This window comes from Hyunsoonleella flava (genome assembly GCF_004310325.1).
Classification (GTDB): Bacteria; Bacteroidota; Bacteroidia; order Flavobacteriales; family Flavobacteriaceae; genus Jejuia; species Jejuia flava.
This window is the reverse complement of record NZ_SIRT01000004.1, coordinates 84,027-98,863: the sequence shown is the minus strand read 5'-3', so window position 1 is coordinate 98,863 and position 14,837 is coordinate 84,027. Positions and strand designations below refer to the sequence as shown.

Below are 14,837 nucleotides of genomic sequence, written 5' to 3'. Positions count from 1 at the left end.
ACTTTTGCAAAAATTTTAAGATAAGGCTATGCTATCAGTTTCAAACCTCTCGGTGCAATTTGGAAAACGCGTTTTATTTGATGAGGTAAACACGTCGTTTACCACCGGAAATTGTTATGGTATTATTGGTGCCAATGGTTCTGGGAAATCTACATTTTTAAGGATCCTTTCAGGAAAGCAAGAACCAACTTCGGGCAACGTAAGTTTGGAAACAGGCAAGCGCATGTCTGTTCTAGAGCAAAATCATAATCTGTACGACGAGCATAATGTTTTGGAAACTGTTTTGATGGGCAACAAACCTTTATTTAAAATTAAAACTGAAATAGATGCGCTTTACGCTGATTACTCGGATGAGAATGCCGAAAAAATTGGCGAATTGCAGGTGCAGTTTGAAGAAATGAACGGTTGGAATGCTGAAAGTGATGCCGCTGCATTACTATCTAATTTAGGGATTAAAGAAGATTTGCATTATAGCCTAATGGGCGATTTAGATGGAAAACAAAAAGTACGTGTGCTTTTGGCACAGGCCCTTTTTGGGAATCCTGATGTGCTGATTATGGACGAGCCTACCAACGACTTGGATTATGAAACCATTTCTTGGTTAGAAAATTTCTTGGCTAATTATGAAAATTGTGTGATTGTTGTATCGCACGACCGTCACTTTTTAGATGCAGTATGTACGCATATTTCCGATATTGATTTTGGAAAGATTACACACTATTCTGGAAACTATACGTTTTGGTATGAGTCTTCTCAATTAGCTGCCAAACAGCGCGCACAACAAAATAAAAAGGCTGAGGAAAAGAAAAAGGAACTAGAGGAGTTTATCCGTCGTTTTTCGGCAAACGTTGCCAAGAGTAAGCAGGCTACAAGTAGAAAAAAGATGATTGATAAATTAAATATCTCTGATATTAAACCTTCAAGCCGTCGCTATCCGGCTATAATTTTTGAGCGTGAACGTGAGGCTGGGGATCAAATTTTAAATATAGAAGGTTTATCTGCTTCGTTAGATGGCGAAACTTTATTTAACAACATAGATTTAAATTTGGCAAAAGGTGATAAAGTTGTTGTATTTTCAAGAGATTCCAGAGCCACTACGGCATTTTATCAAATTATCAACGGGAAAGAGACAGCAGATTCAGGGAAATATGCTTGGGGTGTAACTACTACACAATCTTACTTACCATTGGATAACAGTGAATATTTTCAAAGCGATTTATCCCTTGTAGATTGGTTACGTCAATGGGCACAAACCGAAGAGGAACGTGAGGAAGTGTATATTCGTGGCTTTTTAGGTAAAATGATTTTTAGTGGAGAAGAGGCCTTAAAAAAATGTAACGTGCTTTCTGGAGGAGAAAAAGTGCGCTGTATGCTAAGTAGAATGATGATGATAAGGGCCAACGTGTTGATGCTAGACGAACCTACTAACCATTTAGATTTAGAAAGTATTACAGCTTTTAATAATTCATTAAAAAACTTTAAGGGAACCGTGTTGTTTACTACGCATGACCATGAGTTCGCGCAAACGGTTGCAAACCGCGTTGTGGAGTTAACACCAAATGGTGTTATCGATCGTTACACGACATTTGATGAATACATGCAGGATGCCAAGATTAAAGAATTGCGTGATAAGATGTATGCGGTAACGGCTTAATTACGCTTCTTCTATTTCAGAGAGAAGACGATTTAGAATTGGCGTAACCTTATCCAATTCATCCTTATGCACATGAATTTCTTGAAAGCCTTGAATACTTGCACCAAAGCCTGCCAGTCTTCCAGATTCAGACTCATCTTTAATTATGGCACAAATATTTTCTTGTTCTAATGCGTTAAAAACACGTTGAACCTGAATAAAGTTTCCTGAAAAAACTTTAATGTAATTAGATGCTTCCATAGCCAAAAGTTTTAAGGATTCCTCTTAAAGTTACAAAAAAAAATCGAGATTTAAAATGTTTAAAACGTTCCGACAATACCGATTTGGTTACTAGATAGCTTTAAATTCCAAGATATTTTCGCAGGTGTTTTGCTATAATCGTAGGCTTTAGAGTTGAAGAGAAATTTATCAATACTATCAACAACGATAATGCTTAAAGCGGTTGAAAAAGCGATATCCGTCAGCCAATGAGCGCCATCAACTAATCGAGAAATAGGAGCAATGGCACCAATACTGTAGATACCAACTTTTATCCAAGTATTATCAAACTGTTTAGCGATAGCATGAGACATGGTAATAGATAAAGTAGTGTGTCCTGATGGGAAAGAGTGGTATCCTGGCTCAGAAGAGAATAGTTTAAAATCAAAAGGGTCACCTGTATGATTTGGTCTTGAACGTCCAACGCTCCCTTTTAATAAGCTACTTATAGCCCCACTAGTAATAGATGATGAAATGATAAGTACACTTGTTTTTCTGATTTTTTCGTTTTTAGTAGCTAAACCAAAGCCGTACAATCCTGCATTTGCAATAAAATAGTTTTGCGGGCTCCCAAAATACCAACCAAAATCTCTTATACCCTTTGGAAAATCTTCTTTATTTCTAGCAAAAAAACGGTTTGTCTCTTTATCCAAGCTAGATAGGGCTACCGTGCCAAAGATAAAGCCACCTAGTTTACCAAAGTCTTTACCCTTCCAATGCAATGGCCTTGTAAAACTGTGCCCAACACTTTTTAGCGTTTGTTTAATATCGTGTTTTAAAAGTTTTGGTATTGATTGGTCATCCTTAAGGTTTAAAGAATCACTACCTCTAGGAGATTGAGCACTAATGCTAGTGAATATACCTAACATAAAAAAACAGACAAAAGACTTCAAAAAACTCATGGTTCTTGCAGAAAAAAAATTAAAAGGAATCAAAAATAGGCAAATTCATTTTATTCGTATTTCTTATTCATTAGCTACATTTTGGTATTTCGTAATGATTTTCAGCAAGTAAAATTGCTTTTTTATTTCATTTGAACAAGAAAACCTAGCATTTGGTAGAAATACCTAGTTCCAGGTATTTATTGATTGTGCATTATGTTATACATTTAAAGAGCTATCTAATCAACAATATTTTTTTATGAAAAAAATACTCTTCTCAACTCTTTTCATTTTACTTTTTACTTGCAATAGTAATATAGAGCCTTTAGACCCCTCTTTTTTTATTAAAGAACCAGCTCCGGACGAAGTAAAAATTAGTATCGAAGGCTTAAATGATATTGATTATACCGAAGTTACGGCTATAACTATTGATAGTACAGTTACCATTTCATCTGATGGGATTTTCAAAAACCCTTATTCTCCGAATGGAGTAGAAGATTTACCTGTTTTACTTTTAGAGAATGACGAAATATTGATGGGATACTTTCCCCACACCTTAAAATCAAACAAAGCAGGGATAGATGATATTATACTTTTTTATTTTTTAACCTATCCAGAACTTGCAATTCAAGGTTATGATTATGAATTTGTACTCAAAGAAATTAAGACTAGTGACGAGTATTTAAAACTAAAAGGCTTAGTTGTTTCTGATTTGAATTCAAATAAATCGCCGCTGATAAATGATGAATTTAACGCTATGGTTAGGAGTATTACCATCGATATCAAAGAGGCTCATGATGAAGAAACTAGTAAAACTAAAAAAGAAAATGCGTCTTATAAATTTAATTTCGATCGAGAAGGGAAAGTATCATGGGAAAACCAATTTCCTTTATATGCCGCTGTAGGTATTAGTATTCAAAACACTACTACTTTTGAATATCTACTAGAACCTAAGTTACTAGAAACAAAGAGCTTGGTATTTTCTCCTGTTTCTTTTGTTTCATGGGCATTTAATGAGGTGTTTACAGATAATAATGATGTTAAGGTGGAGTCCGCTACGTTTAATAAAGATGGCTATTATAAAATCTCAATTTCTAATGGAAATTTGGTAGGAAATGCTGACGATCCCCTTTACGACTACGTAAGAGCTAGAAATAAATTATTTGTAAGTGCAAATTTACTAGGTTATATAATCCCAATTTCTAGTAAAACCATTAAGTCTAACTCTAAATGTTTAAATTCATTTATAAAACTACAAGATGAAATAAACCTATATGTTACTAAACTAATCTTTAAACAAAGTGTACCTAATTCTGGAGAATTAATAGGCGATATCATAAACCTTGGAAGTAATACAGATGAAATATTTGTAGCTTGTTATTCAGGAACAGCAAGTCGATACCTTAAAATTCTTACAGATGGATTTGCAAAACGTTTAAGTACATTAGAAGACGTTTCAACTCTGGCATTGATGCTAAGAGATTTTATGGGTTCTAAAATATATCTTGAGGAGCAAAGAAATTACAGCAAAGGCTTGTCTTTTGGGAATTTAAAAGGTAAAGATGAATCAGAGTTGGAGTTTGAAGGTGAGCCCGAAGAATCTTTCAATTATTTTAAAACTTTTGAAGAATTAGAGGTGAGCTACGATATTACTAGAAATGTAATAAGTTCCACTGTTAAGCAGCAGGATAAATGGATAAAGGCAGTGAACCTGTCTTTTTTACCAGAAGTAAAAACAGGTGATGCAGATATTTCGCAAAACGCTTACGATAATAAGGGACACATAAACACAAATACTGAAGGTAAAATTGAAGTAAAGCTTGTTATGGGAGAAAAGCCTTCAGAAGTAATAATAAAACCAACATTTGATTACGAAACCATCAAAGAAGCATCTGTTAAACTAGAACCGAATAAAAGTATTGGACTTTCAGGTAATTTAGATTTTGGAGAAGTGAAAATAAACACAGGTAAAGGACAAACCTTTGTTATTGAGAACAAATCAGCCGAAGTAATGACAATTTCTTCCATAGATTTACCTGAAGGGTTTTCCACACCTTGGCAACTACAACCAATAAATCCATTTGACTCGGAGAGTATTTTACTTGTTTTTGAACCCATAGAAGTCAAGGATTATACAGGGACGATTACAGTTAACAATAATATTGATAATGTAAACAACCAGATTGAAGTTATTGGTTTTGGTACTGATGATAAGATTACGCTTGAAGGTAATTTAGATTTTGGAGATGTGTTAATAAACCCAGAAACACCTCCTACTAGAGTATTGACTATAAGTAATCACAATTTAAATAAAAGTATAAACGTGAACCCAATAGTTTTGCCAGATGGTTTTACCGCTACAGGCTGGGTTAATGGGGGTGTTTTAAATCCCTCAGTACAACAACAAATAGTAATCACTTTTAATCCAACTGAGGTGAAGACTTATGACAGCGTTCTTGTCATAAATAATGATGTAGATGATGTAAATAATAAAATTGATCTAAAAGGAACGGGGATAAACGATCAGGTTAATATAGAAGGAGTATGGTTTGGAGAGACTAACGTTACCAAATGCGAACCAGCAAGATTTGATACTGTAACACCAAACTGTGAAATGCATACAGTATTGAACGAAAGGGATGTTGAATTTCTTAGTGGATTTTCAGGTTTTTGCGATGCTGGTTTGGAATGTGGCACAGTAGTTTTTAATTTTTATACTAATTCAGAGTCTATTTATAGAAATAAGTATGAGTTTGATGGTACTACTTTATCAATAGATGTTCGCACTAATAGTTCGGGCAATTTCTTTAACGGAAGAGTTTTTAAATATACCGGAACCATAAATGCTACTGGAGATAAATTTGAAGGAACATATACTATGGATATGCCAGGAGGGATTTGGGGAGCCTATACTGAAGGTACAATGACATTTACTAAGAAATAATATCAATGAAAAGGCTATAAATAAGTAATTATAAGAATTGTTTAGGCAAAGCGATGAATTTTATTTATTTGAAAATCATAATTTAAACTTTAAATACGATCTTCATTTTATTCAGAATAAAATTTTTAAGATAGATGTTCTTTTAATTACCGTAACTCCGCCCCAAGCTGTTTTTCAAAATTGGTTTGAAGCTTAACCATTATTTTGTCAATTTGCTTATCGTTAAGCGTTTTGTTTTCATCTTGAAGAATAAAACTAACCGCATAACTTTTTTTGCCTTTCGGTAGGTTTTTACCTTGATAGACATCAAACAGATTTACTTCTTTAAGTAATTGTTTTTCAGTTTGTTTTGCTATTTTATATAAATCTTCAAATGAAACATTTTCATCTATCAATAAAGCAAAGTCTCTGCGTACTTTAGGATATTTAGGTATGGATTTAAATACAATTTTATTTCTCTTAGTCATATCTAAAATGGCATCCCAATTAAAATCAGCACAAACCACTTCCTGAGAAATATCAAAGTGCTTTAGCACAGTTTTGGTTATTAAACCAAAGTCCACAAGCTTTATTTTTCCTAAGCTTAACGAAACCCCTTCGCTAAACAAATCATTTTTAATAGGCGATTCGTTATATCTTGCAATACCCAAACGCTCAAGAATAGCACTTACAACTCCTTTTAGAAAGAAAAAATCACTTTTAAGTTTTGAATTAGAATTCCAGCTTTCAGGATGCTGATTGCCAGTGGCGACCACAGTTAGATGTTTATGTTCTTCTTTTTCTTCAGAAAAGCTATGATATGTTTTTCCAAATTCAAAGAGCTTTAGATCTTGTCGTTTTCTATTGATATTATATGATATAGCTTCAAGCCCTGAGAACACTAAGGATTGTCTTAAAACTGATAGCTCATTGCTCAACGGGTTAAGCATTTCGATATTATGATCGGTTTTTAGTTGCTCACTTAAGTCAGAATAATCAGGAGTAGTCAATGAGTTTGATAGAATTTCAAAAAATCCTTGTCCAGCCAATTGGTTGCCAATAGTATTCTGGACTTTAAAATCCTCAAAACGAGACATACTGGAGATTGAGGCATTCAGCTTGTTGGAAATGTTGATATTGTTATAACCATAAACCCTAAGTATCTCCTCAATAACATCTGCTTCCCTAAGTACATCATTTCTAAAAGCAGGTACAGTTAATCCCAAACCGGTTTCTGTAACATTGTTGACTTTAATATCAAGAGACGTTAATATGCTTTTAATAGTTTCTTTTGGAATTTCCTCACCAATTATTTTTTTAGCGTTTTCGAAACTTAGGCGCACTTGAAAATCCTCAATCTTTTTTGGGTAAATATCCACAATGTCACTTGTAATATCCCCACCCGCCAATTCTTGAATTAAAAGTGCAGCACGTTTTAAAGCATATTCGGTAATATTTGGATCAATACCACGCTCAAAACGGAATGAAGCGTCTGTATTCAAACCATGGCGTTTGGCCGTTTTTCTTATGCTTACAGGGTTAAAATACGCGCTTTCTAAAAATATACTCCTTGTTTTTTCAGTTACACCAGAATCAATACCTCCAAAAACACCTGCAATGCACATTGGTTTTTCGGCATCGCAAATCATTAAATCTTCGTCGTGCAATTCTCTTTCAGCACCGTCAAGAGTTATAAACTTAGTGCCTTTTTTTAATGTTTTTACTTCAATTTTATCACCTTCAATTTTGCCGGCATCAAAGGCGTGTAATGGTTGCCCTAGTTCGTGCAATACATAATTTGTGGCATCCACCACATTGTTTATTGGACTTAGTCCTATAGCTTTAAGTCTATGTTGTAACCATTGTGGAGAATCCGTGACTTTAATTCCAGAAATGGTAACACCGCAATAGCGAGGTGCCAGTTCTTTATCGATAACATCAACATCTATTTTTAATGTTCTGTTTTCAACGTTAAATGCACTAACGGATGGTGTTATCAACTCTACTTTCACTTCTTTTTGAAGCAAACCTGCTTTAAGATCACGCGCAGTACCATAATGGCTCATGGCATCTGCCCTGTTTGGGGTTAAGCCAATTTCAAAAACGGTATCATTTTCAATTTCAAAAATATCAGCAGCGGGTGTGCCAACTTTTAGTTTTTCATCTAAAACCATGATACCATCATGTGATGTACCAAGGCCAAGTTCGTCTTCAGCGCAAATCATTCCATGACTCTCTTCTCCTCTAATTTTTCCTTTCTTAATTTTCCAAGCTTCTCCTTCTTCGGTATATAAAGTTGTGCCAATAGTGGCAACCGGCACTTTTTGCCCTGCTGCTACATTGGGTGCGCCACAAACTATTTGCAATGGAGTATCACCACCTAAATCTACTGTGGTTACTTTCAGTTTGTCGGCATTTGGGTGTTTCTCACAAGTTAAAACCTTCCCAATAACAACACCATCTAAACCTCCCTTAACAGATTGGTATTTTTCCAATCCTTCAACTTCTAATCCTAAATCGGTTAATAGCTCGCTGGTTTGTTCTGGTGTCCATTCAATATCAATAAATTGCTTCAACCAGTTATAAGAAATCTTCATAAATCGTTATCCTATTAGAGGAGGCAAAGATAATTCTTTGAAGCTAGTATTCAAATAATGCCCCTTATTTTGTATGGCGAAAATAATTGTTTGAAAGTTGTTCAGTATCTTGCCAAAAATTGTTCTAATTCGCAGCCATACTTCCAAATGAAATATAAATATATATCCTTGCTTATAATTCTTGTTTTTTCTTGTAAAGAAGAGGTGAGCATTAAAAAATTGGAACCTTCGAAATATAGGGCTGAACTGAAAGTTAATGATACTTTGAACCTGCCTTTTGTTTTTGAAGTTGTGTCTGAAAATGAATTGAGAATTTTCAATGCAGAGGAGATTATTGAAGTAAACAATGTTATATATAAAAATGATTCAGTGTACATACAAACGCCAGTTTTTGAAGGTTATATAGTAGCTAAAATCGAGGACGGTGCGTTACGGGGAAGTTTCATTAAGGAAAGTTTGAACAGGGTGATGGATTTTAGTGCAAAAAAGAATGACACTAGGTTTGATGCAGTTGATAGCATTTCCAGATACAATATTGAAGGCGGATGGGAGGCAGTTTTCAGTCCAAATTCTGAAGAAGATAAATATATAGCCAAAGGTATTTTTAAACAGTATGCTAATAAGGTGACAGGTACATTTCGAACTACAACCGGAGATTATCGTTATCTGGAAGGTGTTTTAAATGGTAATCAACTACAGCTATCTACGTTTGATGGCGCGCATGCTTTTTTGTTTACAGCCAAAGTGAATGACAGTACCATGACAGGGATGTTCTACTCAGGGAATCATTGGAAAGAACCTTTTGTAGCAAAGCGTAATGATGATTATGAGCTACCTGATGCGAATACGCGCTAACTTATTTGAAAGAAGGATACGAGAAGATAGATTTTTCATTTCCTGATGACAGCGGAAATATGGTTTCCTTAGATGACGAAAGGTTTAAGGACAAAGTAGTTATAATTCAAATTATGGGTACATGGTGTCCCAATTGTTTGGATGAAAGCGAGTTTTATGCAGAATATTATAACGCCAATGAGCATAAAGACTTAGAGATTATTGCTTTAGCTTTTGAATATGTGAATTCCAAGGAAAATGCATTTAACAACATAAAACGGCTGAAGGACAAAACAGGAATTAATTACCCCGTTTTATTAGCACAATATGGTTCTTCCAGTAAAGCAAAAGCCCAAGAAAAGTTGCCTATGCTGAACCATGTGTTGTCTTACCCTACTACAATTTTTGTTGATAAGAATGGTAAGGTCAGAAAAATTCATACAGGGTTTAACGGACCTGCTACTGGACAGAAATATATTGAATTTAAGGAAGAATTTAATGTCTTTGTTAATGAACTATTAGCTGAATAGTTTCAATCCACTAGTAAATGTTAAAACTGTTAATTAACATTATTTACTGTTTATTTAACAAAGCACTAACATTACCCTATTGAAATAGCCTGTACTTTGGTTATAGATAAAACGAAAGGTTTTATTCTTCATCAATCAAACTAAACTATCAGTAATTAAGCTCAATCTAAGACTAAGGTTGAGTTTTTTTAAATCCGCACCTCTCTGTAAAATTCCTGAAATATTTATTAAGATCAAATTAGTAACTTGTAGTAGTTAATTTATAGCTCATGGAAAAGCAAGAGATGAATATGATGGACAAATTATCCAAGATGTTCAATTTAGATTTTCAGGAACCCAATGATAATATTTGGTTACAAAGTGCAAAAACACTAAGCAGAATAATTGGTGTTTTAGGGATGTTATTGCCATTATTGCTTTGGCTCTTTTTAGTAATTGTAAATCAGTATTTTAAGGTACTACCTTCAATCAGTCATTATTATTTTACGCGCTCCAATGTCATATTTATAATTGTGGTAAGTCTGATAGCTATTTTTCTTTTAGTATATAAAAAAGGAAAAGGTGGTTTCTTTTGGTCTACAATTGCAGCTATTGGTGCATTACTCTTATTGCTTTTTCCCACCAATGCCATAACTCAAAACTGTTGTGATATATGTGATTCCGTAAATATTGCCCATATAGAAAACAATTCATTTAGAAATATTTTTCACTATATCAGCGCCGCTATATTTTTAGGGAGTTTGGCCATTATGAGCTTGTTTGTTTTTACTAGGGAAAATAAAGATAAGCTTGAATTTAAACCAGAAAGTTGTACACCAAGCAAGGTAACAAATCAAAATGTGGTATATAGAGTTTGTGGTGTAATTATGGTGTTTAGTTTGCTTGCCATTGTGGTTGGATCTTTTGACACAAATTTTAAGCCTATTTATGAAGCGAATAATTTAACATTTTGGATGGAAGTCATAGCTGTTGAAGCCTTTGGGTTTTCTTGGTTGGTAAAAGGGGAGGCTTTTTTTAAGAGTAAATAAGTAATAAAAAAACCCTTGATAATCAAGAGGTTTCTTAAAAGTTGTGCGGAGAAAGAGGGATTCGAACCCCCATATTTCTGAGCTTTAATAAGGGGTTAGAGAGAGTATAAAAGTCAATGACCCTGAATTAGCCCCATTTTTTAAGAAAACTTTAGCATTGTTCGTAGTATTTACACTAATTTATTATCATTGATACTGATTCTCTTGATTTAGGTTAGGTGTTATATGTTAGAATCTCATGAAGATATTTATCAAATTTTCTGTAATTTAAATTCTCAGCTATGATTTTAGGTAGAAACTAATGACTTAATAGGGTTTTCTGAATTTATATCTTATTTAATTTAATGCCGAATAATTGTTGATATAGCCAGCCATTCAGTATACAAATCCAACTTCAGTATTCTAAACCCAATAGCAATATTCAGTGCTGTTGCGATAAAATTTAAACTATTTTTTTAGATAGATTTAAGCTGTGATGCATCTGGTAACTATCAATATTGCTTCTGCTCTTTTGTAATCGAGTATATCTGTATATATATTGAGCGGATCTATATTATAGGAAATATCTTTGTTTGCAATTATGTTCCAATGATTGTTCGGGATTAAAACTTTGTTTTTATGATTTTCCATTTTAATTCCATCTATTAAGTGAGCAATATCATATTAGGATCTAAGTCTTTCCACTAAATTTACTGGTAAAGGCTAAGACTATGAAAAATATTTTATTGTTAACAGATTTCTCAGAATGTTCTATAAATGCGATGCATTATGCATTGCAACTGCTTAAGGGCAATGTATGCAACTTCTATGTTTTACATGTGCAAAGATCATCATCTTATGCTAGTGATGATTTGATATTAAGTCGAGATAGTATATACGATGCTATCATAAAAAAATCAAAACTAAAATTAATGAAGTTAGTTAACAAGTTTAAAAATGAAATCGAAGATGAAAATTACATCTATAAAATTGTAGTTGATTTTGATAGTTTGACGGATGCAATCAAACAAATGAAAGCATCTAAAGAAATCGATTTAATTGTAATGGGAACCAATGGTGTAACAGGCGCAAAAGAAGTTATTTTTGGTAGTAATACCATTAATGTGATAAGAAAGATTGATTGCTCAACATTGGTAATTCCTGAAGAGTTTGAGTATAGAATCCCGAAAGAGGTTTTGTTACCATTAGATTTAAATGATTCCCTTAGCAGCAGTGCTTTTGCCCATGTATTAGAATTTGTTAATCGCTTTAGTAATGCTCTACATTTTTTAAGAATAAACCCTAGTAATGAAGATTCTGAAGAGGAAAGAATAGATAATGAGCAACTTAATTATTCCTTAAAGGAAATAAACCACAAATATCATAGTATAAAAAGTGTTCCTATGCATTATGCAGTTAGTACTTATGTTCAAACTAATGCTATAGATATTTTGATATTATTGGTTCAAAAAGAAACTCTTTTTGAACGTTTCTTTACAGGGTCGTCAACAACACAAATTAGTAATAAAATTGATGTGCCCTTGTTAATCTTCCATTCTTAATATAAAAGATATGTCAGAAAATCAAATTAATAGTGGCACTGTTTGCCTAACAAAATATCAGGCATATTTGGGCGAATTTGTGTATGGTGGTATTGACGGTGCTGTTACTACATTTGCAGTAGTTTCAGGAGCTGTTGGTGCTGGTTTGAATAACGAGGTTATTATTATCCTTGGGTTTGCAAATTTGCTGGCAGATGGATTTGCTATGTCAATAGGGGCTTATTTATCTTCAAAATCAGTAAAGGATAATTATAATAAACATAAGTTGATGGAATATTGGGAGGTTGATAACACACCAGAGAGCGAGCGCGAAGAGGTTAAAACCATATACAGAAATAAAGGCTTTAAAGGACAATTACTCGAAGATGTAGTTGATACCATAACTGCTGATAGAGACCGATGGGTAGATGTTATGATGAAAGATGAATTAATGATGTCTGAAGAAAAAAAATCACCAGTAACAATGGGTGTTGTTACTTATGTTTCGTTTATTTTGATAGGGTTAATTCCATTAATGATTTATGTTTGGGATTATATGAGCTATTTCGCTGGAAACCTTTTCGTTTGGACGAGTATCTTTACTTCTCTGGCTTTTATTTTCATAGGCTTTTTAAAAACTTACGTTACACAGACTAGTAAGCTAAAAGGTATTTTGGAAACATTAATTTTGGGTATTCTTGCTGCTACTGTGTCTTACTTTGTTGGAGATATTCTAGAAGGTATAATTTCTGGATAGAAATCACTTCGCTTTTTTTGGAATTATTTCATCTCTTTCTAAAATTTTAATAATTTTTTTTGAGTATATGTCGATGGCCTTAGCGTCATTTTTTGGGTCAATCAAATCTATCAGGCTTCTCCAAATTAAGGATTTATTTGAACTGCTTTTTAAGTTATAAATGGAAGTTTCAATATGAAACACTTTATAGCTGGTATAGTATTCCTGATTAAACTTAGCTTGCTGGTTTTTAAAATAGTAACCAATAAAATTTCTTAGACGATAATCTACTTTTGAAGATTCGCTCGTATGGGAACGATTATCCTCAACACCTTTAACTAATGAGACTAAAACAGTATCGTATCCTGAAGAGATTAATTTGTTTACTTCCGCCTCGATGTCTTTTTCTGTTTGCTGAGAGTCTCGAAAGGATGATTCAAATACTACCGCACTCTGTAAAGCATTAATTTTTCTTGCGTTTAACTCTAAAGCTATTTGCAGCTCATAAGCCTTTCGTGCTTCAAAATTGGGTGTAACACCAATTACTAAAACCTTTTTTAGATTATGTTTGTCATGTTCTGGGTTTTTCCAGCTACTAATTAGTTTGGTTGAGGAACATCCCACTAATAGTAAAGCAAAATACAAGGTACACAGGCTTTTAGGTGTTAGGTTGATATCGCTATAAAACTTCTTCATTTATGCTCTTATTTAATACTATGGGATTAATAAGCTGTTGTTCTTCTAAAACCACAACAACAAGTCTCACATAATCACTTACAGTCTCGTTTATTGATCGCGGATCCATAATATCTATATAACCTTTCCAAATGAGCTCCCTGTCTTTTGTCGGGCAAATACAATACATAGCTGTTTCGGTGTGATAAACAGTGTACTCCTCGTAATAATCTGGGTTGTAATACACATCCTGATACTTCAAATAATCCTCTCTAAACTTTTTGTAGGTACCATCATGGTCATAGTAGTCTTCTTTGTATGAAATTATGTCTTGAACACCAATAACTTTTGTGAATAATATGGTGTCAAATCCATTTTTTATAAGAGCACCTTCAAGGGCTTTGAGGTCTTCTTCAGTTTTCTTTTCATTTGTAAATGAAGGCGCAAAAAATTCTAGACTACTTACAGATTCGATGCCTCTAGAAGCGTATTCTGATTGTAATTGTCTTTCAAATTGCTGTCTTGCTTCGAGGTTCGATGTCATCCCTACAATTAAAACTTTTTTTGGACTATAGGAATCTATATCTGGATTTTTCCAGTTATCAACTAATTCTGTTGTAGAGCAACTTACTATTAATAAGCATATTGTTATTATATTTAAAAATCTCATTGGATTAGGATAAATTATTTTTAGTGCTTTCTATGGAAGTAATCTTTTTTGTTTACCTTCCTTAATGATGCTTTTTATTAGAACAAATAATTTTGACTTCAATGCTCTATACTTTTCTAAAAAATCACTAATTTTTATTATCAATTTTCCGTGTTCGTCTTTATAGGCATTTTCTTCAGGAATTTGATCTATACCGTCAACCATAATTTTCAACCCTTTTTCATGATTAATGACAGTGCGTATTAATTCTTTGGTTTCTTTTTGTATGGCACTTAATTTATTAATGACTTTTGTGCTTTCATTAAAATGTTTTGAGTTGATAAGTTGCAAGGTATATGCACCAACCAAATCGTTAAAAAATAATTGTTCATCTTTTGCAAATCTTAATTCAGATAGCCAGTTTTGTGAATGATCATGCATGGTTTCAGCACTTAACCAAGCTTCATATTTTCTAACTTCAATTTTTTTAGATTTCATTTTAATTGATTTAAAAAAACAGAAAGTAAGACATTAAATTCTTACTTTCTGCGA

13 protein-coding genes are annotated in these 14,837 nt (G+C 33.3%); 7 read left to right on the top strand and 6 right to left on the bottom strand.

The features are described 5' to 3' along the window. Positions 1–28 precede the first annotated feature (28 nt). Positions 29–1,654, top strand: coding sequence for an ABC-F family ATP-binding cassette domain-containing protein (locus EYD45_RS06995; RefSeq protein WP_130963827.1), 1,626 nt, complete (start codon positions 29–31; stop codon positions 1,652–1,654). Here EYD45_RS06995 and EYD45_RS06990 read toward each other — a convergent pair whose 3' ends face one another. Together EYD45_RS06990 and EYD45_RS06985 are read right to left on the bottom strand one after the other, a co-directional pair. After that, positions 1,655–1,894, bottom strand: coding sequence for a putative signal transducing protein (locus EYD45_RS06990; RefSeq protein WP_130963826.1), 240 nt, complete (start codon positions 1,892–1,894; stop codon positions 1,655–1,657). Positions 1,895–1,953: 59 nt separating this feature from the next. Then, on the bottom strand, positions 1,954–2,781 hold the full coding sequence (locus EYD45_RS06985; RefSeq protein ID WP_165453897.1) for a phosphatase PAP2 family protein: 828 nt from the start codon (positions 2,779–2,781) through the stop codon (positions 1,954–1,956). Positions 2,782–3,052: 271 nt separating this feature from the next. On the opposite strand from EYD45_RS06985, the gene EYD45_RS06980 reads away from it, so the two are divergent. Beyond that, entirely contained in the window at positions 3,053–5,737 is a 2,685-nt protein-coding gene (locus tag EYD45_RS06980; RefSeq protein ID WP_130963824.1) for a choice-of-anchor D domain-containing protein, read from the top strand. A 146-nt stretch (positions 5,738–5,883) separates the two neighbouring features. Here EYD45_RS06980 and pheT read toward each other — a convergent pair whose 3' ends face one another. Beyond that, positions 5,884–8,313, bottom strand: a complete 2,430-nt coding sequence (pheT, locus tag EYD45_RS06975) for a phenylalanine--tRNA ligase subunit beta (RefSeq protein WP_130963823.1) — start codon at positions 8,311–8,313, stop codon at positions 5,884–5,886. A gap of 168 nt (positions 8,314–8,481) precedes the next feature. Between pheT and EYD45_RS17080 the strand changes: the two genes are divergently transcribed. The 5 genes from EYD45_RS17080 to EYD45_RS06955 all read left to right on the top strand — a co-directional run bounded on the left by EYD45_RS17080 (position 8,482) and on the right by EYD45_RS06955 (position 12,982). Then, on the top strand, positions 8,482–9,168 hold the full coding sequence (locus EYD45_RS17080; RefSeq protein WP_317127931.1) for a hypothetical protein: 687 nt from the start codon (positions 8,482–8,484) through the stop codon (positions 9,166–9,168). A 5-nt stretch (positions 9,169–9,173) separates the two neighbouring features. Continuing rightward, positions 9,174–9,677 (top strand): peroxiredoxin family protein, encoded by a 504-nt coding sequence (locus EYD45_RS17075; RefSeq protein ID WP_317127930.1) that lies wholly within the window; start codon positions 9,174–9,176, stop codon positions 9,675–9,677. 269 nt (positions 9,678–9,946) lie between these two features. Beyond that, positions 9,947–10,705 carry a hypothetical protein gene (locus EYD45_RS06965; protein ID WP_130963822.1) on the top strand — a complete coding sequence of 253 codons (759 nt, stop codon included), beginning with the start codon at positions 9,947–9,949 and terminating at the stop codon, positions 10,703–10,705. Positions 10,706–11,415: 710 nt separating this feature from the next. After that, positions 11,416–12,246, top strand: a complete 831-nt coding sequence (locus EYD45_RS06960) for a universal stress protein (protein WP_130963821.1) — start codon at positions 11,416–11,418, stop codon at positions 12,244–12,246. 10 nt (positions 12,247–12,256) lie between these two features. Continuing rightward, complete coding sequence (locus EYD45_RS06955; RefSeq protein WP_130963820.1) at positions 12,257–12,982, top strand: VIT1/CCC1 transporter family protein; 726 nt, start codon at positions 12,257–12,259, stop codon at positions 12,980–12,982. A gap of 3 nt (positions 12,983–12,985) precedes the next feature. Here the strand turns inward: EYD45_RS06955 and EYD45_RS06950 are convergent, their stop codons facing one another. Genes EYD45_RS06950 through EYD45_RS06940 form a run of 3 tightly spaced genes read right to left on the bottom strand, consistent with a single transcriptional unit; the run spans position 12,986 to position 14,783 of the window. Then, complete coding sequence (locus EYD45_RS06950) at positions 12,986–13,657, bottom strand: hypothetical protein (protein WP_130963819.1); 672 nt, start codon at positions 13,655–13,657, stop codon at positions 12,986–12,988. Further along, complete coding sequence (locus EYD45_RS06945) at positions 13,641–14,306, bottom strand: hypothetical protein (protein WP_130963818.1); 666 nt, start codon at positions 14,304–14,306, stop codon at positions 13,641–13,643. The genes EYD45_RS06950 and EYD45_RS06945 overlap by 17 nt, the downstream gene beginning before the upstream one ends. 30 nt (positions 14,307–14,336) lie before the next feature. Continuing rightward, entirely contained in the window at positions 14,337–14,783 is a 447-nt protein-coding gene (locus EYD45_RS06940) for a hypothetical protein (RefSeq protein WP_130963817.1), read from the bottom strand. Positions 14,784–14,837 lie beyond the last annotated feature (54 nt).

Bases quoted from the DNA above. Each gene is read 5' to 3' on its own strand.
- EYD45_RS06955 (WP_130963820.1), top strand. From the start codon at position 12,257: ATGTCAGAAAATCAAATTAATAGTGGCACTGTTTGCCTAACAAAATAT.
- EYD45_RS06945 (WP_130963818.1), bottom strand. From the start codon at position 14,306: ATGAGATTTTTAAATATAATAACAATATGCTTATTAATAGTAAGTTGC.
- pheT (WP_130963823.1), bottom strand. From the start codon at position 8,313: ATGAAGATTTCTTATAACTGGTTGAAGCAATTTATTGATATTGAATGG.
- EYD45_RS06990 (WP_130963826.1), bottom strand. From the start codon at position 1,894: ATGGAAGCATCTAATTACATTAAAGTTTTTTCAGGAAACTTTATTCAG.
- EYD45_RS06960 (WP_130963821.1), top strand. From the start codon at position 11,416: ATGAAAAATATTTTATTGTTAACAGATTTCTCAGAATGTTCTATAAAT.
- EYD45_RS06980 (WP_130963824.1), top strand. From the start codon at position 3,053: ATGAAAAAAATACTCTTCTCAACTCTTTTCATTTTACTTTTTACTTGC.
- EYD45_RS06985 (WP_165453897.1), bottom strand. From the start codon at position 2,781: ATGTTAGGTATATTCACTAGCATTAGTGCTCAATCTCCTAGAGGTAGT.
- EYD45_RS06950 (WP_130963819.1), bottom strand. From the start codon at position 13,657: ATGAAGAAGTTTTATAGCGATATCAACCTAACACCTAAAAGCCTGTGT.
- EYD45_RS06940 (WP_130963817.1), bottom strand. From the start codon at position 14,783: ATGAAATCTAAAAAAATTGAAGTTAGAAAATATGAAGCTTGGTTAAGT.
- EYD45_RS06995 (WP_130963827.1), top strand. From the start codon at position 29: ATGCTATCAGTTTCAAACCTCTCGGTGCAATTTGGAAAACGCGTTTTA.
- EYD45_RS06965 (WP_130963822.1), top strand. From the start codon at position 9,947: ATGGAAAAGCAAGAGATGAATATGATGGACAAATTATCCAAGATGTTC.